This window comes from Parviterribacter kavangonensis (assembly GCF_056863335.1).
The window spans coordinates 1,563,534-1,581,637 of the sequence record NZ_JBXPJA010000001.1 but is presented as its reverse complement, the minus strand read 5'-3'; the positions used below and the strand labels follow the sequence as shown (position 1 = coordinate 1,581,637).

The following is an 18,104-nucleotide window of genomic DNA, read 5'->3' as shown; positions in this document are numbered from 1 at the left end:
GCCGACGCGAGGAGAAACCGCCAAAGAGCGGGGTCGTTGTCCTTCGGCATCCGTGCCGCGGTCTAGCATCGGCCCCGATGTCCGACGTCCGCGACGCCGACGAGCGGCGCGAGGCCCTCAAGGCCGCCTTCCACGCGTGCCGCGGCTGCGAGCGCTGCCCGCAGCTCGCCCAGACCCGCCGTTCGGTGGTGTTCGGCGCGGGCAACGCCGATGCCGACCTGATGTTCGTCGGGGAGGCGCCGGGCGCGAACGAGGACCGCCAGGGCCTGCCGTTCGTGGGCCGCGCGGGGCAGCTGCTCGACCAGCTGCTGGGCGAGGTCGGGCTCGCGCGCGGCGACGTGTTCATCACCAACGTCCTGCGCTGCCGGCCGCCGGGCAACCGCGATCCGCACCCGACCGAGGTCGAGAACTGCCGCGAGTGGCTCTACGAGTCGATCGCGCTCGTCCAGCCGAAGGTCATCTGCACGCTCGGCAACTTCGCCACGAAGCTCCTGCGCGGCGATCCCACCGGCATCACTCGCCTCCACGGCCGCGACGAGGAGCGGGTGATCGGGTCCTACAACGTGCGGCTCTACCCGCTCTACCACCCGGCCGCGGCGCTCTACACCGAGTCGATGGTCGACGTGCTGCGCGCGGACTTCGCGCGGATCCCCGCGCTGCTCGACCGGCCCGCGCCCGCCCGGGCCGAAGGCGCCGCCGATCCGGTCGAGGAGCTGCTGGAGATCGAGGAGGCCGTGGCGATCGAGCAGGAGCCGGAGCACGCGCCGGAGCCGGTCGCGGCCGCCTCGGCCGAGCAGCTCGGGCTCTTCTAGTAGTCCGCTCCGACCACCTCGAGCAGCGCCGCCGCCACGAGGGGGTCGAACTGCCGGCCGCTGTCGCGCTCGATGCGCCGGCAGGCCTCTCGCGCGCTGAACGCCTTGCGGTACGCGCGGTCGCTGGTCATCGCGTCGAACGCGTCGGCGCAGCCGACGATGCGGGCCTCGAGCGGGATGTCGGTGCCGCTCAGCCCGTCGGGATAGCCCGAGCCGTCCCACCACTCGTGGGTGGCGCGGACGAGGATGCCCAGGTGCTCGAGCCCCGCGAACTGCACGAGGATCTCCTCGCCCTGGATCGTGTGGCGCCGCATGACGTGGCGCTGCAGGTCGTTCAGCGGCCCCTCGTAGTCGAGGATCTCGCGGTCGACCGCGAGCTTGCCGACGTCGTGCAGGACCGCGACGAGCTCGACCTCGGTCGCGACGAGCGGATCGAGGCCCATGTGCTCGGCGAGCCGGCGCGAGAGCCCCGCGAGGCGATGGCTGTGGTCTGCGGTCTCCCGGTGGTGCAGGCGCATCTCGCGGGCGAGCGCGCGTATCGCGCGCCGCACCCGCGGGCTGTCCTTCGTGAGAGTTGTCGTCTGCGGCACGGGGATGGACCGGGTCTTCCCGGCCGAGCGGGCGAAGCCCTGCTCGTTGGACGGGTATCGGATCCAACGCCCCAGATGGCAGTGAGTTGGCTAGTTGCGGCAGATCCCTCACCAGAACTTGATGAGGAACCTGCCTGCATTCCGCTATCGCTTCAGCGTGACGGTCGCGCTCTTCGCGCCGGCGACCGCGAGCTTGAGCGTGATCTTCCGCTTGCCCTTGAGCCGCTTGCGCGCCTTGGCGGTGAACTTGACGACGACCTTGCCGGTGCCGCCCGAGGCGATCTTGCCGGTACCGCGGCCGACCAGCGCGCCGGCGAGCGTCGCCTTCACGGTGACCTTGCCCGCCTTCAGCCCGGCGAGCTTGACGGTCAGGCCCTTGGCGAGGGCGGTGCGGAGCTTCGGAGCCTTGACGGTGAGCTTGCCCGTGCCGGGGCCAACGGGGCCCACGGGGCCGACAGGGCCGACCGGGCCGTCGGTCTTCTCGACCTGGACGTCCTCGCAGCCCGTCGCCACGTCGAGCGCGTCGACCAGCGCGGTGTCCTGGCCGAGGCCGCAGTCGATCGAGTCGCGCTCGCCGTCGCGGGCGTCGATGACGTCGTTGCCGATGTACGTGCTACAGGTCAGCGTGTTGCACGTCTGGCCCTGCGTGTCGCCGAAGATCGTGTCCTGGCCGGCGCCGCCGGTGATCGTGTCGTCGCCGCTGTAGCCGCGGATCGTGTCGCTGCCGGCGCCGCCGTCGATCGTGTCGTTCGAGTACGAGGTGTAGATCGTGTCGTCGCCGCCGAGGCCGTTCACCGTGGTCTTCTCGGCGCCGACGAACAGCTCGTCGTTGCCCGCCGTGCCCGCGTAGGTCCCGCCGGTGCTCGTGGAGAGCTTCTCGATGCCGCGCACCTCGTCGTTCTCGCCCGCGAAGCCGTCGTCGGCGCCCGTGTCGAGCGTGATGGTCACGAGGCCCTTGCCCTCGCGCTGAACGGTGCTCCACTCGAACTCGATCGAGTCGAGGCCGGGGCCGCCGTCGAGCACGTCAGGGTCGGTCGCGGCGCCCTCGTCGCCGTTGAGCTTGTCGGTTCCGGCGCCGCCGAGCACCTGGTCGCGGCCGGCGCCGCCCTTCAGGACGTCGTCGCCGTCGCCGCCGTCGAGGTGGTCGTCGCCGCCGCCGCCGTTGAGCGTGTCGTTGCCGGGGCCGCCGGCGTACGTCTCGTCGCCCGCCTCGTACGCGCCGACGAGGACGTCGGTGCCGGCCCCGCCGTCGAGCGTCACGGGCACGCCGAGGTCCTTGCGGAGGCCGGCCTTGTCGTCGCCGTCGCCCATCACGACCTTCAGGCCGGCGGCGGGCAGGGTGCAGTAGAGGTCCTCGGTGTACTGCTCGCGCTCGCACTCGGCGGGGAACGACGTCGCGCGGTCGTCGAGCGACTCCTGCACCCACAGCCGCCCATCGCTCCCCCTGTCGAAGTCGACGAAGGTGCCGCCGGCGCCGCCCGTGAAGACGAGGCTGCCGTCGGCGTCGGTCGAGATGGTCGCGGCCTGCGCGGCGCCCGGCAGGGCGAGCGCCGCTACGGCGAGGAGGAGCGGAGTCGTACGCATGCGCTCAAGGGTCGGCGCATGCGGCCCGGGGTACATCGGGGGTCCACCTAACGTGACCCCCGGAACCCCGATCGGTCATCCCCTGAGCTCGGGGAGGACCTCCTCGCCGTACCGGCGGATCGAGCCCTCGACGTCCGCGTCGCCGATGAGCTGCAGGCAGATCACGGTCGCTCCCGCCTCCTGCATCTCCCGGAGCCGCTTCACGTGCTCGGCGGCGTCCGCTCCGACGAGGAAGCCCTCGTGGGCGAACTCCTCGTCGGTCATGTGCTCGTCGCCGATCCGGAACATCTCGGCGGGGTCGTGGATGTCCTTGACGTACATGTCGGGGACCTGGGTGGCCTTCCACTTCTTCGCGCTCCGGATGGCCTGCTGCTCGTCTTGGGCGAGGTGGAAGCCGGCCTGGAAGATGATCTCGCCGCTGCCGCCGGCGGAGCGGTAGGCCTCGATGATCTCCGGCGCCTGCTCGGGGTCGCCGAGCGTCCACAGGCCGTCGGCGTGCTTCGCCGCGACCTCGGCGGCCTGCGGGCCGAAGGCGCTGACGTAGAGCTTCGGCTTGGACTTGGCTCGCGTGTAGAGCTTGGCCTCCTTGAGGCGGAACCAGCCGGCGTCCATCGTCACCGTCTCCCCGTCCCACAGCTTGCGGATCGCCGTGAGGCCCTGGTCCATGCGCTCGATCTGCTCCCCGACGGACGGCCAGTCCGCGCCGAGCGGCACCTCGTTGACCGCCTCGCCGCTGCCCACGCCGAGGTACGTCCGGCCGGGATAGAGGTCCTCGAGCGCCATCCAGGCCTGCGCGATGACGCCGGGGTGGTAGTGGTGCACGACGGGCGTGACGCTCGTCCCGAGCGGCTTCGTCGTGTGCTGGCCGATCGCCGCCAGCGTCACCCACGCCTGCGTGCCGAGGCCCTCCGGCCACCACGGGGCCCAGTGGTCCGACGTCGCGAGCCCGTCGAAGCCGGCGGCCTCTGCGGCCTTCGCCTGGTCGAGGATCTGCGTCGGGAGGAACTCCTCGGTGCTTCCGGCGAACCAGAACTGGGTCATGCCCGGCGGGCTACCCACAGCGCGCGCAGTTGCTCGCGGCTTCGGCGCCGGAACGCCGCGGTGCGGGCGAAGGTGAGCGCCTGGGCGAGATCGTCCCTCCTGGCCGCCTCGGTGCCGAGCCGTTGCCGGATGACGTGGTGGCGCCTCCGGGCCTCCTCGTCGATGGCGCGCCTGCCGGTCGAGTGGCCGCCTTCATGTCTCAGCGCGACGTCGGTCCGGAGCCTGAGCGGGACGTCCGCGCGCAGGCAGAGGTCCATGTCCTCGTAGTACATGAACGCGCCGGGATCGAAGGGGCCGAGCCGTCTCAGGGTCTCGGTCCTTGCCACCACCGCTGCCGCGATCGCCCACCCGACGTCCTCGCCGGTCCTGTACGGCTGCTTCGCGAGCCGGTGAGGAAGGAGCGCTCTGGCGATCTCCTTGCGTGTGCCGGGGAGCGGATGCGCGCTGTCCTGCGGCGATCCGTCCGGGTTGAGCAGGCGCGGGAAGACGAGCTCGTCATTCGCCCGCACGTGGTCGACCAGCCGCTGCAGCCCGTCGTCCAGCAGCTCCACGTCGGGGTTGAGCAGAGCGGTGACGTCATGGCTCGCCCTGGCAACGCCGGCGTTGTTCGCCGGCCCGAAGCCCGGGTTCTCCGGAAGATCCACGACGACCGCCCCGCGCTCCGCCGCCAGCGCCGCCCCACCGTCCTCGGACCCGGTGTCCACGACGATCACCTCCGCGCGGGCGGGCAGATGCCGGTCGAGCGAATCCAGCAGCTTCACGAGATGCGCCCGCGAGTCGTGCAGCACGAGCACGACGGAGAAGTCCGTCACCGCGCCACCTCGGCGAGGGCCGCGCGGAGGTCTCGCGCCGCGCGGTCCCACCGGAAGTCTCCGACGTCCGGCGCCGGCCGCGGCTCTCTCGCGGCCTCCTCGAGCGCGCGCACCCATGCGTCCTCGTCGCCGACCGGCACGAAGGTCGCGCCGTCGTCGCCGAGGTTCTCGCGGAAGGCCGGGAGGTCGGTGAGCACCGAGGGCGTCCCGGCCGCGGCCGCCTCGAGCGGAGGGAAGCCGAAGCCCTCGAGCCGGCTCGTCGAGACGAGGGCGATCGCGTTGGCGTAGAGCGCGCCGAGCTCGGCGTCGGTCGGCTTGACGATCGTCACGCCCGGGCCCTGGAGCTCGGGCGCGAGCCGGCCGGACCCCGCGAACACAAGCCCCGCGTCCGTGTTCGCCAGCCGGTGCACGCGGGCGAGGAACGCGGGGTCCTTCCGCGGCTCGAGCGCGCCGACGGAGAGGAAGAACCGGTCGGGGATGCCGGGAGGCAGCTCTCCCCGCGGCCGCGCCGGGATGCCCGGCCGGATCAGCCGCAGCTTCCGCTCCGGCACGCCCCACGCCCGCCGCACCGACTCCCCGACGACCGCGGAGTTCACGACGACGACGTCGGCCCGCTCCGCCAGCCGGTCCAACCGCCCGAGCCGATGCCACAACCGCTCGTACCGCGTGAAGTCGCCCGGCCGGTCCAGCCACGAGACGTCATGCGCGGTCACCACGAGCGGCACGTCCCGCGAGACCGCTAGAGGAGCGGGAGCCGGGGCCCACACGACGTCCACGTCCCCGCCGGCAAGACGATCCAGCCGAGGCCGCCCCGTGAGAGCCGCCGCCCCGAAGAGCACGCGCGAAGGGAGCGCGTGCCTGACGGTGCGAAGAGCCCCCAAAGGGGGGATGTGTTCGCGGCCCGGGACGAAGGCTCGCCACTCGTCTTCGGGGTGCTCCGCGAGGAGCGCGGTGAGCATGCCCTTCGTGTACTCGGCGATGCCGCGGCCGCCGGTGAGGTGCCGTGCGTCGACGGCGACCTTCAAAGTGCAGCCCCTCGATGACGGGTCAGGTCCTCATCAACGCGCGGGCGGCGGCTCGGCCGGAGCTCGGCGGGGTGGAGCGGTGGGCGCGCGAGATGGCCGCGCGGCTGCCGGCGCTCGATCCGGACCGGTACGCCGTCGTCGCGCCGCGGCCGAGGCTGGTTCACCGGGCCGGGCACGCCTGGGAGCAGGCGGCGCTGCCCGCGATCGCTCGGCGCAGGCACGCCGGCTTGCTGCTGAACCCCGCGAACCTCGCCCCGCTCGCGTTCGACCGCAACGTCGTCGTCATCCACGACGCCGCCGCCTTGCGCGAGCCGACCTGGTACTCGCGGCTCTACGTGGCCTGGCAGCGGGCCGTGCTTCCGGCTCTGGCCAGACGGGCGGTGCATCTCGTCGCAGTTTCCCAGTTCTCCCGGCGCGAACTGGTCGACCTGCTCAACGCGGACCCCGGCAAGATCAGCGTCATCCCCGGCGGCGTCGACGAGCGCTTCCGCCCCGACGCCGATCCCGGTCCCGCCCGCGCGGCCCTCGGCCTCGACCGCCCCTACGTCCTCACCGTCGGCAGCCTCATCGCCCGCAAGAACCTCGCGGCCCTCGACGTGACCGCCCGAAGACTCGCCGCGGAGGGGATCGACCTCGTCGCGGCGGGAGGAGGAAGGCCGCAGTTCCGGGCCGACACCGGCGTTGAGGTCAGGTTCGTCGGCGCGGTCGACGACGCGCTCCTTCCGGGGCTCTACGCCGGCGCTCGCGCGTTCGTGCTCCCTTCGCTGTACGAGGGGTTCGGGCTCACCGCGCTGGAGGCGATGGCATGCGGCGTGCCGGTGGTGGCCTCGGATCGCGGCGCTCTTCCGGAAGTGGTCGGGGACGCCGGAACGCTCGTCGACCCTCTCGACCGCGAGGGGATCGCGGACGCGGTCTTCGCCGCGATGGAGCGCGGAGGCGATCGCGGGCCGGCGCGGGCGGCGCAGTTCTCGTGGACTGGCACCGCGACGCTCATGGACCGACTGCTGCGCCAGCTTGCCGACGAACGCGCGGGGTGACGGGTAGCGCCGAGCGCATGCCACTCGCACACCGTGAAGCGACCGTCGTCTGGCAGGGCACCCTCGGCGGCGGGGAGGGCGCGCTCCAGGCGGGCGGCGCCCTGCAGGAGACGCCCGTGGACTGGGCCTCGACCGACGCCGAGGCGGACGGGACGACGAGCCCGGAGCAGCTGCTCGCGGCGGCGGAGGCGGGGTGCTACGCGATGACGCTCGCGCTCGCGCTCACGCGCCGGGGCACGCCGGCGGAGCGGCTCGAGGTCAGCGCCGCGTGCGAGCTGGATCGCTCCGACGAGAGCGACCCGCACGAGTACCGCATCACGCACGTCGATCTCGGCGTTCGCGGCACCGTGCCCGATCTCGACGAGGCGACCTTCGCGGAGATCGCGCGGCATGCTGACGAGCAATGCCCCATCTCGGAGGCCCTCAGGGGCAAGGTCGACGTTCGCCTGACGACGTCGCTCGCATAGCGCTCGTCACGAGCGAGGCGCTGCCGGATCTCGATCCCGACTCGCGCTCGCTGCCGCCGGCGCTCCGGGCGATCGGCGTCGAGAACGAGATCGTCGCGTGGTCCGACGACAGCGTCGACTGGAGCGCCTACGACGCGGTCGTGGTCCGCTCCGTCTGGGACTACTTCGACCACCCGGAGGCGTTCGCGCGGTGGCTCGATCGCGTCGAACGCGAGGCGAAGCACGTCCTCAACCCGGTCCACATCGTCCGCTGGAACGCCCACAAGTCGTACCTGCGCGACCTCGAGCAGCGCGGCGTCCGGACGCTCGAGACCGTCTGGGTCGACGCGGGCAGGCGCGCCGAGGTCCCGTTCGACCACGCCGTCGTCAAGCCGGCCGTCGACGGCGGTGCGAAGGGACTCCGGCGCGTCAGCCGGGGAGAGACGATCGACGCCGACGTCGACCTGCTGATCCAGCCGCTCGTCGAGTCGATCGCGACCGAGGGCGAGTTGTCGCTGCTCTACGCCGCCGGCGAGCTCAGCCACACGGTCCGCAAGGTCCCGAAGCCCGGCGACATCCGCAGCCAGCCCACGCACGGCAGCGACGTCAAGCTGGAGGAGCCGACGGAAGAAGCGCTCACCGCGGCGCAGCGCGTGCTCGACGCCGTGGGGGAGCGGCTGCCGTACGCCCGCGTCGACCTCGTCCGCGACGCCCACGGAAAGCTCGCGCTCATCGAGCTCGAGGTGATCGAGCCGCAGCTCTACCTCGAATGGGACCCCGCGGCGGCGGGCCGCTTCGCGAGCGCTATCGCCGCAGCTTCTGCACGACCGACCTGAACGCGGCCAGCGCCGGCTTCGACACCGGCTTGCCGCTCTTCGAAAGGCGTCGCAGGCCGGAGTAGGAGAACGACTCGTCGTCGCCGATCTGCGGCGACAGCCACGTGTACCACCACACGCCGCCCACGCCGTACGACTTCCGCAGCCGCGCGAGCGCCGGCAGGGCCGCGCGGATCTTCGCCGCCTGGCCCTTCTCGGTCTCCTCCCAGCCGTAGTTGAACGTCGACTTGCCCTTCCCCGACGACCAGCTCACCTCGGTCAGGAGCATCTGCTTGGAGCCGTCGCCCGCCTGTCGCATCGAGCGGCGCGCGAGCTTGACGATCTTCACGACGTTCTCGACCCGCTTGGAGAACGGATGGATCGCGGCGGCGTCGAACAGGCCGCGCGCACCGGCGCGGTAGAGCGTCGCGAGGTCCTCCCACGACTTGTTCGTCAGCCCCGCGGCGACGATCCGCGCCTTCGGGTCGACGCCCTTGATCGCGTCGCGCGCCGGACGCAGGAGGCTCACGTAGGTCGGTGCCCACGGCTTGCCGACCCAGTAGCGGTTGATGTCCGGCTCGTTCCAGATCTGCCACGAGCCGATCGCCCGCTTCGGGACGCCCGAGTTCTGCGCCCAGAACGACCCGGCGGGGCCGTAGCGCCGCACCATCGCCGCGCAGAACGCCGCGTACGTCGCCGGATCGGTCGGGACGGCGCCCTCACGGTCGTCCCCGCCGGTCGCCCACGCGGGCGCCCGGACGAGCACCGGCAGCATCCCGAGCCCGGCCTTGGCAGCCGCGCCGACGATCCGGTCGGTCGTCGTGAAGTCGATCGGCGCGTCGGCCGCCGGCTGCATCGACCGCCAGTAGACGGCGATGCGCAGCGTCCCCGCACCGGATTGGCGCATGAGCGCGGTCTCCCGGCTCAGGTCGACCCCACCGTCGAGCAGCGGGCCATCCCCCATCACGCCGAAGAACGAGCGCGGGACGGCCGCCGACGCCGAAGCGACGGGCAGGACGAGAAGGCAGAGCAACGCCGCAACAAGGAGGGGCCGGACCACGTTCATGGGCGCGGGAGGGTCGCATACACTCGCCCGCTCATGCCTGCCCCGCGCGTTGCGCTCATCCACGACTTCCTGCTCGACATCCGGGGTGCCGAGCGGGTCTTCGCTGCGCTGTGCGACCTCTTCCCGCAGGCCGACGTCTTCACGGCGGTCTACGACGAGGCGGGGACCGAGGGCTGGTTCAGGCATCGGGACGTCAACACCTCGTTCCTCCAGCGGTTGCGGCCCACGGCGCGGACGTTCCGCCCGCTGCTGCCGCTCTATCCGTACGCGATGGAGTCGCTGGATCTGTCCGGCTACGACCTCGTGGTGTCGAGCTCGAGCGCCTGGTCGCACGGCGTCATCGTCGATCCCGAGGCGGTGCACGTCTGCTACTGCCACAACCCCTTCCGGTACGCCTGGAACGCCCGCGAGCAGACCCTGTCCGAGCACGCCCTGCCCGTCCGCGCGGCGCTCGGCGTGATCATGCGCCGCTGGCGGATGTGGGACACGCTCGCCGCCCAGCGCGTCGACCGCTACGTCGCGAACTCCGAGACGACGCGGGCCCGCGTCCGGCGCTACTTCGCCCGTGAGGCGTCGGTGCTGCACCCGCCCGTCGAGACCGCCCGCTTCACGCCGACGAGCGACGTGGGGGACGAGTACATGGTCCTGAGCGAGCTGATGCCGCACAAGCGGATCGAGCTCGCGGTCCGCGCGTTCAGCGACCTGCAGCGGCGGCTCGTGGTGGTCGGGAACGGGCCCGATGCGCGGCGCCTGCGCCGGATGGCCGGGCCGACCGTGCGCTTCGCGGGCCGGGTGAGCGACGAGGAGGCGGCGCGGCTGCTCGCGCGGTCACGCGCGCTCGTCGTGCCGGCGACCGAGGAGTTCGGGATCGCGGCCGTCGAGGCCCAGGCCGCCGGGCGGCCCGTCATCGCGCTCCGCGAGGGCGGCGCGCGCGAGACGGTCGTCGAGGGCGTCACCGGCACGTTCTTCGACGAGCCCACGGTCGCCGCGCTCACCGCCGCGGTGCGCCGCTTCGACGTCGAGGCGATCGATCCCGCCGCCTGCGTGCGCAACGCGCACCGCTTCGACATCAGCCGGTTCCGGACCGGCATGCGCGCCGTGGTCGACGAGGCGCTCGCGCAGGAGCGCGGCACCCGCGAGGACCTGCGGCGGCGCGTTCCGCGCGGCCTGGCGCTGGCGTCGTAGGCGGCGGCCGGCGTGCGCGCCGCGGTCGTCATCCCGAGCTGGAACGGGCTGCGGTGGCTCGCGCCCCTGCTGGCCTCGCTGCGCGGCCAGACCACGCCGTTCGAGGCGATCGTCGTCGTGGACAACGGGTCGACGGACGGCTCCGTCGCGTTCCTGCGGCAGCAGCCCGACGTGCGGCTCGTCGAGCTGGACCGCAACCTGGGCTTCTCCATCGCCGTGAACCGCGGGATCGCGGCGGTCGACCCCGCCGTCGACGCCGTCGCGCTCGTGAACACGGACGTCGAGCTGGAGCCGGACTGGCTGGAGCGCACGCTCGCGCGTCTCGGCACGGTGCCGGACGCCGCGGCCGTCGCCACGAAGATGGTCCTGCTCGCCGATCCGTCGGTGATCGACGACGCCGGCGACACGCTGCGCCGCGACGGCGTGGCGGAGCAGCGCGGCCACGGCCACCGCGACGGCGGCCGCTGGGACGAGCCCGGCGAGGTCTGGGGCGCCTGCGCCGGCGCCGCGCTGTACCGCTGCTCGGCGGTCATCGGCGTCGGCGGCTTCGACGAGCGCTTCTTCGCCTACCTGGAGGACGTCGACCTCGCGCTGCGCCTGCGGCTCGCGGGCTGGCGCTGCCTCTACGAGCCCGCGGTCGCCCGTCACGCCCGCCACGGCTCGGAGAGCGCCGGCGCGACGCCGATCGACGCCCTGGTCGCGCGCAACACGCTGCTCGTCGTCGCGAAGGCGTTCCCGCTGCGGTGGCTCGGTCCGGTGCTCTACCGGCAGGCGGCGTGGGCGGTCCGCGCGGCGCGGGAGGGACGGCTGGGCGAGCACCTCGGCGGCGTCGCCGCGGCGCTGCCGCTGCTGCCGGCGATGCTGCGCGAGCGCCGCGCGCTGCGGCGAGCGGCGGTCGTCCCGATCGACGCCGCGATCCCCGCCCGGCCCTGGCGCGGCCCACGCGCCGGAGGGCACCCCGAGGCGGACGAGTGACGCTCCGCATCGCGCTCTTCGTCCTCGCCGCCGCGCTGTCGGCGTCGACGATCTGGTTCGGGATCGGGCCGCACGACGAGGGCCTGATGCTCCAGGCCGCCCACCGGATCGCCTCGGGCGAGCTGCCGTACCGCGACTTCTGGTGGAACTACGGCCCCGGCCAGCCGCTGCTGCTGGGCGGGCTCGAGAAGGTCTTCGGCGAGTCGCTCGTCCCCTGGCGCGTCCTCCGGGTCCTCCTCGACGCCACCGTCGCCCTCCTCGCCTTCGAGCTCGCAACAAGAGGGTCAGGCACCGTGCGTGCAGAGCGTGCACGTACGGTGCCTGTCCCCGTTGTTGCGTGGGTGGCGGTCGCGGGGGCGATGGCGTTCCCGACCGGGCCGGGCCCGAACCCGGCGGCGCTGGCGCTCGCTTTCGGTGCGCTGCTGCTGGCTCCGCGGCATCTGCGCGCGGCCGCGGTGCTCGCCGGGCTCGCCGCCATCTTCCGGATCGAGATCGGCGTCGCCGCCGCGCTCGGCGTCCTCATCGCCACCCGCCGGCCGCAGGCGCTGCTCATCGCCGCCGGCGTCGCCGCGCTCGGCTGGCTGCCGTTCTTCGTCGCCGCTCCCGGCGATCTCCTCGACCAGGTCGTCGGGTTCCTCGGCATCCAGAACCTCCAGCGGGTGCCGTTCCCGTTCGGCCCGGGGGACGCGGGCGGCGATCTCAACAAGCTCCTCGAGCGCTACGTGCCGCTCATCCTGCTCGTGGGCACCGCGCTGTACGCGGCGTACGCGATCGCCAGGCGCCGGCTCGACCCGCTGCTGCCGCTGCTGGTCGTCGGCGTCGCCTACCTGCTCGGCCGCACCGACGAGTTCCACCTCGTCCCGCTCGCTGCCGTGCTGCCGATCCTGCTCGCCACCGCGTACGCCGCCACGAGCGCCATCGCGTCGCGGATCGCGTTCGCCGTCGTGCTGGGGCTCGTCGCGATCCACGGCCTCGAGCGCAAGGCGGGGGAGCTGCGCCACCGCCCGCAGCTCGCGGACCTGCCCGGCCCGGCGGCCGACGGCATCAGGGCCGACACGTTCGATGCGCACGACCTCGTCCACGTCCTCGCCCGGGTTGGCGACCAGGCGATCTTCGTCGCCCCGCCGCGCTTCGACCGCGTGACGGTCGGCGATCCGCTGCTCTACGTCATCGCCGGCAAGGACAACCCCACTCGCTACGACGTCCTGCAGCCCGGCGTCGTCACGAAGGCGGACGTGCAGCGCGAGATGGTCGCCGACCTGCAGAAGGCCCGGCCGCCGGTGCTCATCCGCTGGCACGACCCGCGCACCGCACCGGAGGACAACGCGAGCGGCCGCCTCCGCGGCTCCCGCATCCTCGACGCCTACCTGAACCGCACCTACCGGCCGGCGGCGCGCTACGGCGTCTACGAGGTGCTCACAGATCCCGCCGCGCGAACAGCGCGGCCGTGAGCGCCGCGACGCCCGCGACGTAGGCCAGCGCGAACAGCCACAGCCCGGCGCCGCCCTCCTGCGCGCCGCCGAACGGCCCGAGGTTGACGAGCAGCCGCGTCGGCCCGACGACGTCCGCGCTGATCCGCGCCAGCCCGTGCTGGTAGAGCGCCTCGAACGGCAGCAGCCACGAGACGATGTCGCTGATCCGGTCGAGCGTCTTCGATCCGAGCGCCTCGCCGATCTGCCCCAGCAGCCCCGCCGTCAGGCCGGCGCCGAACACCATGAAGACCGCGATGCCGTTCGCGGTCGAGGAGAGCACGACGGAGCCGAGCAGCGACAGCGCCGCGATGACGACCGCCGCCCCGCCCAACGCCAGGGCGGGCTCGAGGATCCGGTCCGCCCACCAGCCGATCAGCCCGGTGATGACGACGCAGCAGAGGAAGAGCACGATCACGTAGCCGGCGCTGACGGCGCCCGCGGCGAGCAGCCGCCCCGCGAGGTACGACGAGCGCCCGACCGGCCGGACGATGAGCGGCTGGAGCAGGCCCCGCTCGGCGTCGCCGCGCACCGCTCCCAGCGTGAGGAACGTCGCGAGCACGGCCCCGAGGAAGAGGATCGCGAACATCGCGAGGCCGAGCACGGTCGCGCCCGCCAGCGCCTCGGCCTCGACGCCGAACTCGTTGCCGGTGAAGCCGCTGATCTGGCCCTCGCTGAACAGCTCGCTCGTGCCCCACGCGTAGAGCCCGAGGAACGCGAGGCTCAAGACGAGCACGACGACGAAGACGCGCCGGCGCAACGACTCGCGGATCGCGTAGACGGCGATCGTGCTCATGCGACCGCCTCGACGTAGACGTCCTCCAGCGTGGACCGCAGCACCTCGACGCCGTAGACCTGCTCGCCCGCGGCGACCAGCTCGGCCACGATGCGCGGTGCGTCCTCGCGCCCGGCGCCCTCGAACAGCCGCGGCCCGCTCGCGGTCTCGACCGACACGCCGCGCGGCCGCGCCAGCTCGCTGGGCCGGCCCGCCGCGACGACGCGCCCGCGGGTGACGATCACGACGCGGTCGCAGACCTGCTCGACCTCCGACAGGAGATGCGAGTTGAGCAGCACGGACTGGCCGCGGCGGCGCAGCTCCTCCAGCAGCGCCCGGACGAGCCGCCGGCCGACGGGATCGAGGGCCGACGTCGGCTCGTCCAGCAGCAGGACGTCGGGGCGGCCGATCATCGCCTGCGCGATCCCGAGCCGCTGCTGCATGCCCTTCGACATCGCCTCCACGGGCCGGCCCGCGGCGTCGCTGAGCCCGACGAGCTCCAGCAGCTCGGCCCGCTCTCCCGCGCCGCCGTCGGAACCGGCGAGCCGCTGGTGCAGCTCGAGCACCTCGGTCGCCTTCGCCCAGCCGGGGAAGCGGAACAGCTCGGCGAGGTAGCCGAAGGAGCCCGTGATCGTCGCCGTCCCGACCGTCGGCCGCACGAGACCGCACGAGCACTTCACGAGCGTCGACTTCCCGGCGCCGTTGGGCCCGAGCAGCCCGACGAGCTCACCGGGCTCGACGGTCAGGTCGACGCCGGCGAGCGCCTCCGTCACGCCGTAGCGCTTCGTCAGCCCGCGCACCTCCAGGACCGGCATGGGCGCGCAGCCTAGTGACGGGATGTCAGGGAGAGATGCGGAAGCGGAAGAGCGCGATCACGGCCTTGACGCCGTCGCGCCACGTGATCTTCTTGCCCTCTTCGTAGGTGCGCCCGTAGTACGAGATCGGGATCTCGTAGAGCCGCACGTCGCCGCGCCGGAGGACCTTCGCGGTGACCTCGGGCTCGAAGCCGAAGTCGTTCGACACGAGGGGGATCGAGCGGATGAGGTCGCCGTCGAACGCCTTGTAGCCGACCTCCATGTCGCTGATCGTCGTGTTGTAGAGCACGTTCGTCAGCAGCGAGAGGAAGCGGTTGCCGGCGTAGTGCCAGAAGAGGTGGGCGCGCTGCGGCTCGCCGCCGCGCAGGCGCGTCCCGTAGACGACGTCGGCGACGCCCTCGATCAGCGGCGCCAGCAGCTTCGGCAGGTCGCGCGGGTCGTACTCGAGGTCGGCGTCCTGGATGACGACGATGTCGCCGCGCGACTCGGCGATGCCGTTGCGGACCGCGGCGCCCTTGCCCTGGTTGCGCTCGTGCCGGATGACACGGACCTCGTCGTGGCCGGAGCCCTCGACGATCGCGACGGTGTCGTCCTTCGAGCCGTCGTCGACGACGAGCACCTCCTTGCGGAGGTCGAGCTCGCAGACGCGATCGAGCACGTGGGCGATCGTCGCCGCCTCGTTGTAGGCGGGGACGACGATCGACACGAGCTTGCGCGGATCGGGATCGGGCAGGTTCGAAGGAGCCGACACGGGACGCGGCAGACTAGCCGGACCCATGGCGAGCGACCGTTTCACGTTCCCACGCGACCAGCTGCGGTCACGCACCGTCCGCGGCGTCCTCGTCACGGCGGTCTTCCTGCTGCTCATCGACGGGCTGGTCGTCGCGCAGGGCCTCATCGTCACGCGGCTGCTCGGGCCCGAGCTGATCGGCCTGTACGGGATCGTGACGGTGACGACGATGACGGTGATCGCGCTCAAGCGCGTGGGGATCGACGAGGCGTACGTCCAGCAGGACCGCGACGCGGCCGAGCAGGAGACGGAGTTCCAGCGGGCGTTCTCCCTCGATCTCGGGACGAGCGTCGTGTTCGCGCTGCTCCTGTGCGCGCTGGCGCCGCTCGTCGCCGCGGTCTACGGGGACGACCGGCTGCTCGGGCTGATGCTCGCCACCGCGTACCTGCCGATCGCGTTCTCGCTGCAGGCGCCGCTGTGGGTCTTCTTCCGGCGGATGGAGTACGGGCGCCAGCGGGCGCTGCAGGCGATCCAGCCGGCCGTGTCGTTCGCGGTCACCGTGCCGCTGGCGGCGACGGGGTTCGGCGTCTGGTCGCTCGTCGTCGGTCCGCTGGCCGGCTACGTCGCCGCGGTGGCGGCCGCGATCGCGTCGTCGCCGTACCGCCTGGCGCTGCGGTTCGACCGTGCGACGGCCCGGCGCTACCTGGCGTTCAGCGGGCCGATCCTCGTCGCGACGATCGCGGCGCTGGTGATCCAGCAGGGGCAGGTGCTCGCCTTCGACCTGCACGAGGGGCTCGAGTGGGTCGGGTTCCTGACGCTCGCCGTCACCGTCACGCGGTACGTCGACCGCGCCGATCAGATCGTGACGTCGGCGATCTACCCGGCGATCGCAGCGATCCAGGGGCGGCGCGCGACGCTCGAGGAGCTGTTCGTGAAGTCCAACCGCGCGACGCTGCTGTGGGTCGTGCCGTTCACGATCGGGCTCGTCCTCTTCGCTCCCGACCTCGTCTCGTTCGTGGTGGGTGAGCGGTGGCGCGATGCCGAAGTGCTCATCCAGGGCCTCGCGGTCGCCGGGCTGCTGCAGCACCTCGGGTTCAACTGGTTCGCCTTCTACCGGGCGCACGGCGACACGCGGCCGCCCGCGGTCGAGGCCGTCGCGCACGCCGTCGCGTTCCTCGCGCTCGCGGTACCGGGACTGGTCTTGTGGGGAGCGTGGGGGTTCGTCGGCGGGCGCGTCGGGGCGGTCGTCGTCGCGCTGGTGTTCCGCGCCGTCTACGTGAGGCGGATGCTGCCGGGCGTCCGTGCCGTCGCCTTGGTCGCGACGACGGGGGCCGCGGTCGTGGTCGCATCGGGCGCCGCGCTGGCGCTACGCGTGGCCCTGTGGGGCGGCGAACGCCCCGCCTGGCAAGCCGTCCTCGAGCTCGTCGTGTTCGCCGCCGTCTTCGGCGCGATCGCCCTGCGGCGCGAGGCGCCGCTGCTCGGGGAGCTGCGCGGTTCCCTGCGCCAGCAGGAGGCCGGCGAGCACCGCGGCGACGAGCGTCAGCGCGGGCAGCTCCCAGTCCCAGTCGATGGCTGAGTGCGCGGCCCACACGCCGACCGCGGCGATCGGGCCGGCGACGAGCGCGGGGTCGCGGCGGCCGGCTCGCGTCGCGGCGACGCCGACCGCGGTCAGCGCGGTGAGGAGGAGCAGGAGGCCGACGAGGCCGAGCTCGGCGGCGGTCTCGAGCTCGAGCGAGTGCGCGTCGCGGACCTTGTCGTCGATGTCGCGGCGGGCGAGCCACTCGCGTCCGAACCCGCCGGCGCCGACGCCTTCGACCGGCGCGTCGGCGAACGCCTCGAGCGCCACGCGCCAGTAGGCGTACCGGTAGCTGCCGGCGTCGCCGAGCCGCTCGGCGGTCGCGCCGAACGCCGGGTTGGTGGGCGGCTTGTTGCGGTCCGCCAGGCCGACGGCGAACGGGGTGAGCGCCAGCGCGACGGCCACGATCCAACCGCCGGTGCGCACGCGGGACGCGCCGGGCAGCGGGCCGAGCCTCGTGGTCTCCTCCTCCTCGGCGCCGGCGCTCCAGGCCTGGAGGGCGACGCCGGCCGCGGCGGCGGCGACGACGACGCCGACCGAGGCCGGCTCGGGCAGCGCCTCGACGCCGAGGACGGCGATAGCGGTGGCCTCGATGGCGATCGCGACCGCGCGCAGCTGCGCCCACGTCGGCGTCATCGCCAGCAGCATCGCCAGGCCGACCCCGAGCGCGGCGAGCGCTCCACGCGAGAACGTGAGGTAGAGCGCGAGGCCGAGGACGGGCGCCGCGCCGGCGGCGGCGAGCCGGAGAGCGAGCGGGCGGCTGCGCGAGCCGGCGAGCCGCGCCGCCAGCACGAGCGCCATCGCCGCCAGCGCGCCCTCCGCGTTCCAGTAGGTGAGCGGCTGGTCGAGCCGGCCGCCCGCGGAGAACGTCTGCTTGAGGCCGGTGACCTCGAGCCGCCCGAGCAGCCCGTAGGCGACGACGACGAGGGACCCGGCGACGATCACCGGCTCGGCCCAGAGCGCGACGCGGCGGGGCCGGAGGACGAGCGCGGCCGCCGCGACCGTGACGGCGTAGAGCAGCGCGCGCTCGCGGGCGTCGATCGCCGGCGCAGCCTCCGGCGCCCACGCCGCGGAGATCCACGTCCAGGCGGCGAGCGCGAAGAGCCCGCCGAGCGCGGCGATCGCCACGCCGCGGCCCTCCTCGGTGAAGCCGCCGGGCTCCGCCGCCATCCGGTCCTCCTCACGCCACGGCGCGAGCGCCATCGCCGCCGCCAGAACCGCGAAGGCGACCGCGAGCGCGACGAGCCTCGGCCCCGAGAAGTATCCGCCGTCGGCGAAGGCGAGGACGAACGGGCCGGCCAGGAGGGTGGCTCGGACGACGAGGAGCAGGACGCGGCGCATGCGCGCGCCG

At 73.3% G+C, this 18,104-nt stretch carries 17 protein-coding genes and 1 pseudogene; 8 read left to right on the top strand and 10 right to left on the bottom strand.

Annotated elements, in window-relative coordinates; all coding sequences use genetic code 11:
• Positions 1-77: 77 nt before the first annotated feature.
• Positions 78-812 (top strand): uracil-DNA glycosylase, encoded by a 735-nt coding sequence (locus tag AC1UE4_RS08110; protein WP_482916713.1) that lies wholly within the window; start codon positions 78-80, stop codon positions 810-812.
• Here AC1UE4_RS08110 and AC1UE4_RS08105 read toward each other — a convergent pair.
• The 5 genes from AC1UE4_RS08105 to AC1UE4_RS08085 all read right to left on the bottom strand — a co-directional run bounded on the left by AC1UE4_RS08105 (position 809) and on the right by AC1UE4_RS08085 (position 5,798).
• Entirely contained in the window at positions 809-1,363 is a 555-nt protein-coding gene (locus AC1UE4_RS08105; protein ID WP_482916712.1) for an HD-GYP domain-containing protein, read from the bottom strand. The two genes, AC1UE4_RS08110 and AC1UE4_RS08105, sit on opposite strands and share 4 nt — an antisense overlap.
• A gap of 183 nt (positions 1,364-1,546) precedes the next feature.
• Complete coding sequence (locus AC1UE4_RS08100; RefSeq protein WP_482916711.1) at positions 1,547-2,986, bottom strand: calcium-binding protein; 1,440 nt, start codon at positions 2,984-2,986, stop codon at positions 1,547-1,549.
• A 75-nt stretch (positions 2,987-3,061) separates the two neighbouring features.
• A complete protein-coding gene (locus AC1UE4_RS08095) occupies positions 3,062-4,027 on the bottom strand; it encodes an LLM class flavin-dependent oxidoreductase (RefSeq protein WP_482916710.1) in 966 nt (321 codons plus the stop codon).
• Entirely contained in the window at positions 4,024-4,839 is an 816-nt protein-coding gene (locus tag AC1UE4_RS08090; protein ID WP_482916709.1) for a glycosyltransferase family 2 protein, read from the bottom strand. Before AC1UE4_RS08090 ends, AC1UE4_RS08095 begins: the two co-directional genes overlap by 4 nt.
• Positions 4,836-5,798, bottom strand: a complete 963-nt coding sequence (locus tag AC1UE4_RS08085) for a glycosyltransferase (protein ID WP_482918220.1) — start codon at positions 5,796-5,798, stop codon at positions 4,836-4,838. The genes AC1UE4_RS08090 and AC1UE4_RS08085 overlap by 4 nt, the downstream gene beginning before the upstream one ends.
• Before the next feature lie 80 nt (positions 5,799-5,878).
• Here AC1UE4_RS08085 and AC1UE4_RS08080 point away from each other — a divergent pair, with 80 nt between their 5' ends.
• The 3 genes from AC1UE4_RS08080 to AC1UE4_RS08070 are packed head-to-tail and all read left to right on the top strand — an operon-like array spanning position 5,879 to position 8,183.
• Positions 5,879-6,901 (top strand): glycosyltransferase family 4 protein, encoded by a 1,023-nt coding sequence (locus AC1UE4_RS08080; RefSeq protein ID WP_482916708.1) that lies wholly within the window; start codon positions 5,879-5,881, stop codon positions 6,899-6,901.
• A gap of 17 nt (positions 6,902-6,918) precedes the next feature.
• Complete coding sequence (locus AC1UE4_RS08075) at positions 6,919-7,368, top strand: OsmC family peroxiredoxin (RefSeq protein ID WP_482916707.1); 450 nt, start codon at positions 6,919-6,921, stop codon at positions 7,366-7,368.
• The gene (locus tag AC1UE4_RS08070; protein WP_482916706.1) at positions 7,305-8,183 is read left to right on the top strand and encodes an ATP-grasp domain-containing protein; all 879 of its coding nucleotides are present in this window, start codon (positions 7,305-7,307) and stop codon (positions 8,181-8,183) included. Before AC1UE4_RS08075 ends, AC1UE4_RS08070 begins: the two co-directional genes overlap by 64 nt.
• On the opposite strand, the gene AC1UE4_RS08065 is transcribed toward AC1UE4_RS08070, so the two are convergent.
• Positions 8,152-9,195 carry a glycoside hydrolase 5 family protein gene (locus AC1UE4_RS08065; RefSeq protein ID WP_482916705.1) on the bottom strand — a complete coding sequence of 348 codons (1,044 nt, stop codon included), beginning with the start codon at positions 9,193-9,195 and terminating at the stop codon, positions 8,152-8,154. The two genes, AC1UE4_RS08070 and AC1UE4_RS08065, sit on opposite strands and share 32 nt — an antisense overlap.
• A gap of 66 nt (positions 9,196-9,261) precedes the next feature.
• Between AC1UE4_RS08065 and AC1UE4_RS08060 the strand changes: the two genes are divergently transcribed.
• The 3 genes from AC1UE4_RS08060 to AC1UE4_RS08050 are packed head-to-tail and all read left to right on the top strand — an operon-like array spanning position 9,262 to position 12,839.
• Positions 9,262-10,413: a glycosyltransferase gene (locus AC1UE4_RS08060; protein ID WP_482916704.1), complete on the top strand. Its 1,152-nt coding sequence runs from the start codon at positions 9,262-9,264 to the stop codon at positions 10,411-10,413.
• 12 nt (positions 10,414-10,425) lie between these two features.
• The gene (locus tag AC1UE4_RS08055; RefSeq protein ID WP_482916703.1) at positions 10,426-11,388 is read left to right on the top strand and encodes a glycosyltransferase family 2 protein; all 963 of its coding nucleotides are present in this window, start codon (positions 10,426-10,428) and stop codon (positions 11,386-11,388) included.
• Positions 11,385-12,839, top strand: a complete 1,455-nt coding sequence (locus AC1UE4_RS08050; RefSeq protein ID WP_482916702.1) for a hypothetical protein — start codon at positions 11,385-11,387, stop codon at positions 12,837-12,839. Before AC1UE4_RS08055 ends, AC1UE4_RS08050 begins: the two co-directional genes overlap by 4 nt.
• On the opposite strand, the gene AC1UE4_RS08045 is transcribed toward AC1UE4_RS08050, so the two are convergent.
• From AC1UE4_RS08045 to AC1UE4_RS08035, 3 genes are read right to left on the bottom strand one after another with little or no spacing between them, the layout of a single operon-like run.
• On the bottom strand, positions 12,805-13,653 hold the full coding sequence (locus AC1UE4_RS08045; protein ID WP_482916701.1) for an ABC transporter permease subunit: 849 nt from the start codon (positions 13,651-13,653) through the stop codon (positions 12,805-12,807). The genes AC1UE4_RS08050 and AC1UE4_RS08045 overlap by 35 nt on opposite strands.
• The gene (locus tag AC1UE4_RS08040; RefSeq protein ID WP_482916700.1) at positions 13,650-14,447 is read right to left on the bottom strand and encodes an ABC transporter ATP-binding protein; all 798 of its coding nucleotides are present in this window, start codon (positions 14,445-14,447) and stop codon (positions 13,650-13,652) included. Before AC1UE4_RS08040 ends, AC1UE4_RS08045 begins: the two co-directional genes overlap by 4 nt.
• Positions 14,448-14,472: 25 nt before the next feature.
• On the bottom strand, positions 14,473-15,198 hold the full coding sequence (locus tag AC1UE4_RS08035) for a glycosyltransferase family 2 protein (protein WP_482916699.1): 726 nt from the start codon (positions 15,196-15,198) through the stop codon (positions 14,473-14,475).
• 25 nt (positions 15,199-15,223) lie between these two features.
• Here AC1UE4_RS08035 and AC1UE4_RS08030 point away from each other — a divergent pair.
• A pseudogene (locus tag AC1UE4_RS08030) lies at positions 15,224-16,207 on the top strand (oligosaccharide flippase family protein); the annotation flags it as partial.
• Positions 16,208-16,543: 336 nt separating this feature from the next.
• Here AC1UE4_RS08030 and AC1UE4_RS08025 read toward each other — a convergent pair.
• Positions 16,544-18,094: an O-antigen ligase family protein gene (locus tag AC1UE4_RS08025; RefSeq protein ID WP_482916698.1), complete on the bottom strand. Its 1,551-nt coding sequence runs from the start codon at positions 18,092-18,094 to the stop codon at positions 16,544-16,546.
• Positions 18,095-18,104 lie beyond the last annotated feature (10 nt).

Bases quoted from the DNA above. Each gene is read 5' to 3' on its own strand.
- AC1UE4_RS08110 (WP_482916713.1), top strand. From the start codon at position 78: ATGTCCGACGTCCGCGACGCCGACGAGCGGCGCGAGGCCCTCAAGGCC.
- AC1UE4_RS08100 (WP_482916711.1), bottom strand. From the start codon at position 2,986: ATGCGTACGACTCCGCTCCTCCTCGCCGTAGCGGCGCTCGCCCTGCCG.
- AC1UE4_RS08095 (WP_482916710.1), bottom strand. From the start codon at position 4,027: ATGACCCAGTTCTGGTTCGCCGGAAGCACCGAGGAGTTCCTCCCGACG.
- AC1UE4_RS08085 (WP_482918220.1), bottom strand. From the start codon at position 5,798: ATGCTCACCGCGCTCCTCGCGGAGCACCCCGAAGACGAGTGGCGAGCC.
- AC1UE4_RS08080 (WP_482916708.1), top strand. From the start codon at position 5,879: ATGACGGGTCAGGTCCTCATCAACGCGCGGGCGGCGGCTCGGCCGGAG.
- AC1UE4_RS08075 (WP_482916707.1), top strand. From the start codon at position 6,919: ATGCCACTCGCACACCGTGAAGCGACCGTCGTCTGGCAGGGCACCCTC.
- AC1UE4_RS08070 (WP_482916706.1), top strand. From the start codon at position 7,305: ATGCCCCATCTCGGAGGCCCTCAGGGGCAAGGTCGACGTTCGCCTGAC.
- AC1UE4_RS08060 (WP_482916704.1), top strand. From the start codon at position 9,262: ATGCCTGCCCCGCGCGTTGCGCTCATCCACGACTTCCTGCTCGACATC.
- AC1UE4_RS08045 (WP_482916701.1), bottom strand. From the start codon at position 13,653: ATGAGCACGATCGCCGTCTACGCGATCCGCGAGTCGTTGCGCCGGCGC.
- AC1UE4_RS08040 (WP_482916700.1), bottom strand. From the start codon at position 14,447: ATGCCGGTCCTGGAGGTGCGCGGGCTGACGAAGCGCTACGGCGTGACG.
- AC1UE4_RS08025 (WP_482916698.1), bottom strand. From the start codon at position 18,094: ATGCGCCGCGTCCTGCTCCTCGTCGTCCGAGCCACCCTCCTGGCCGGC.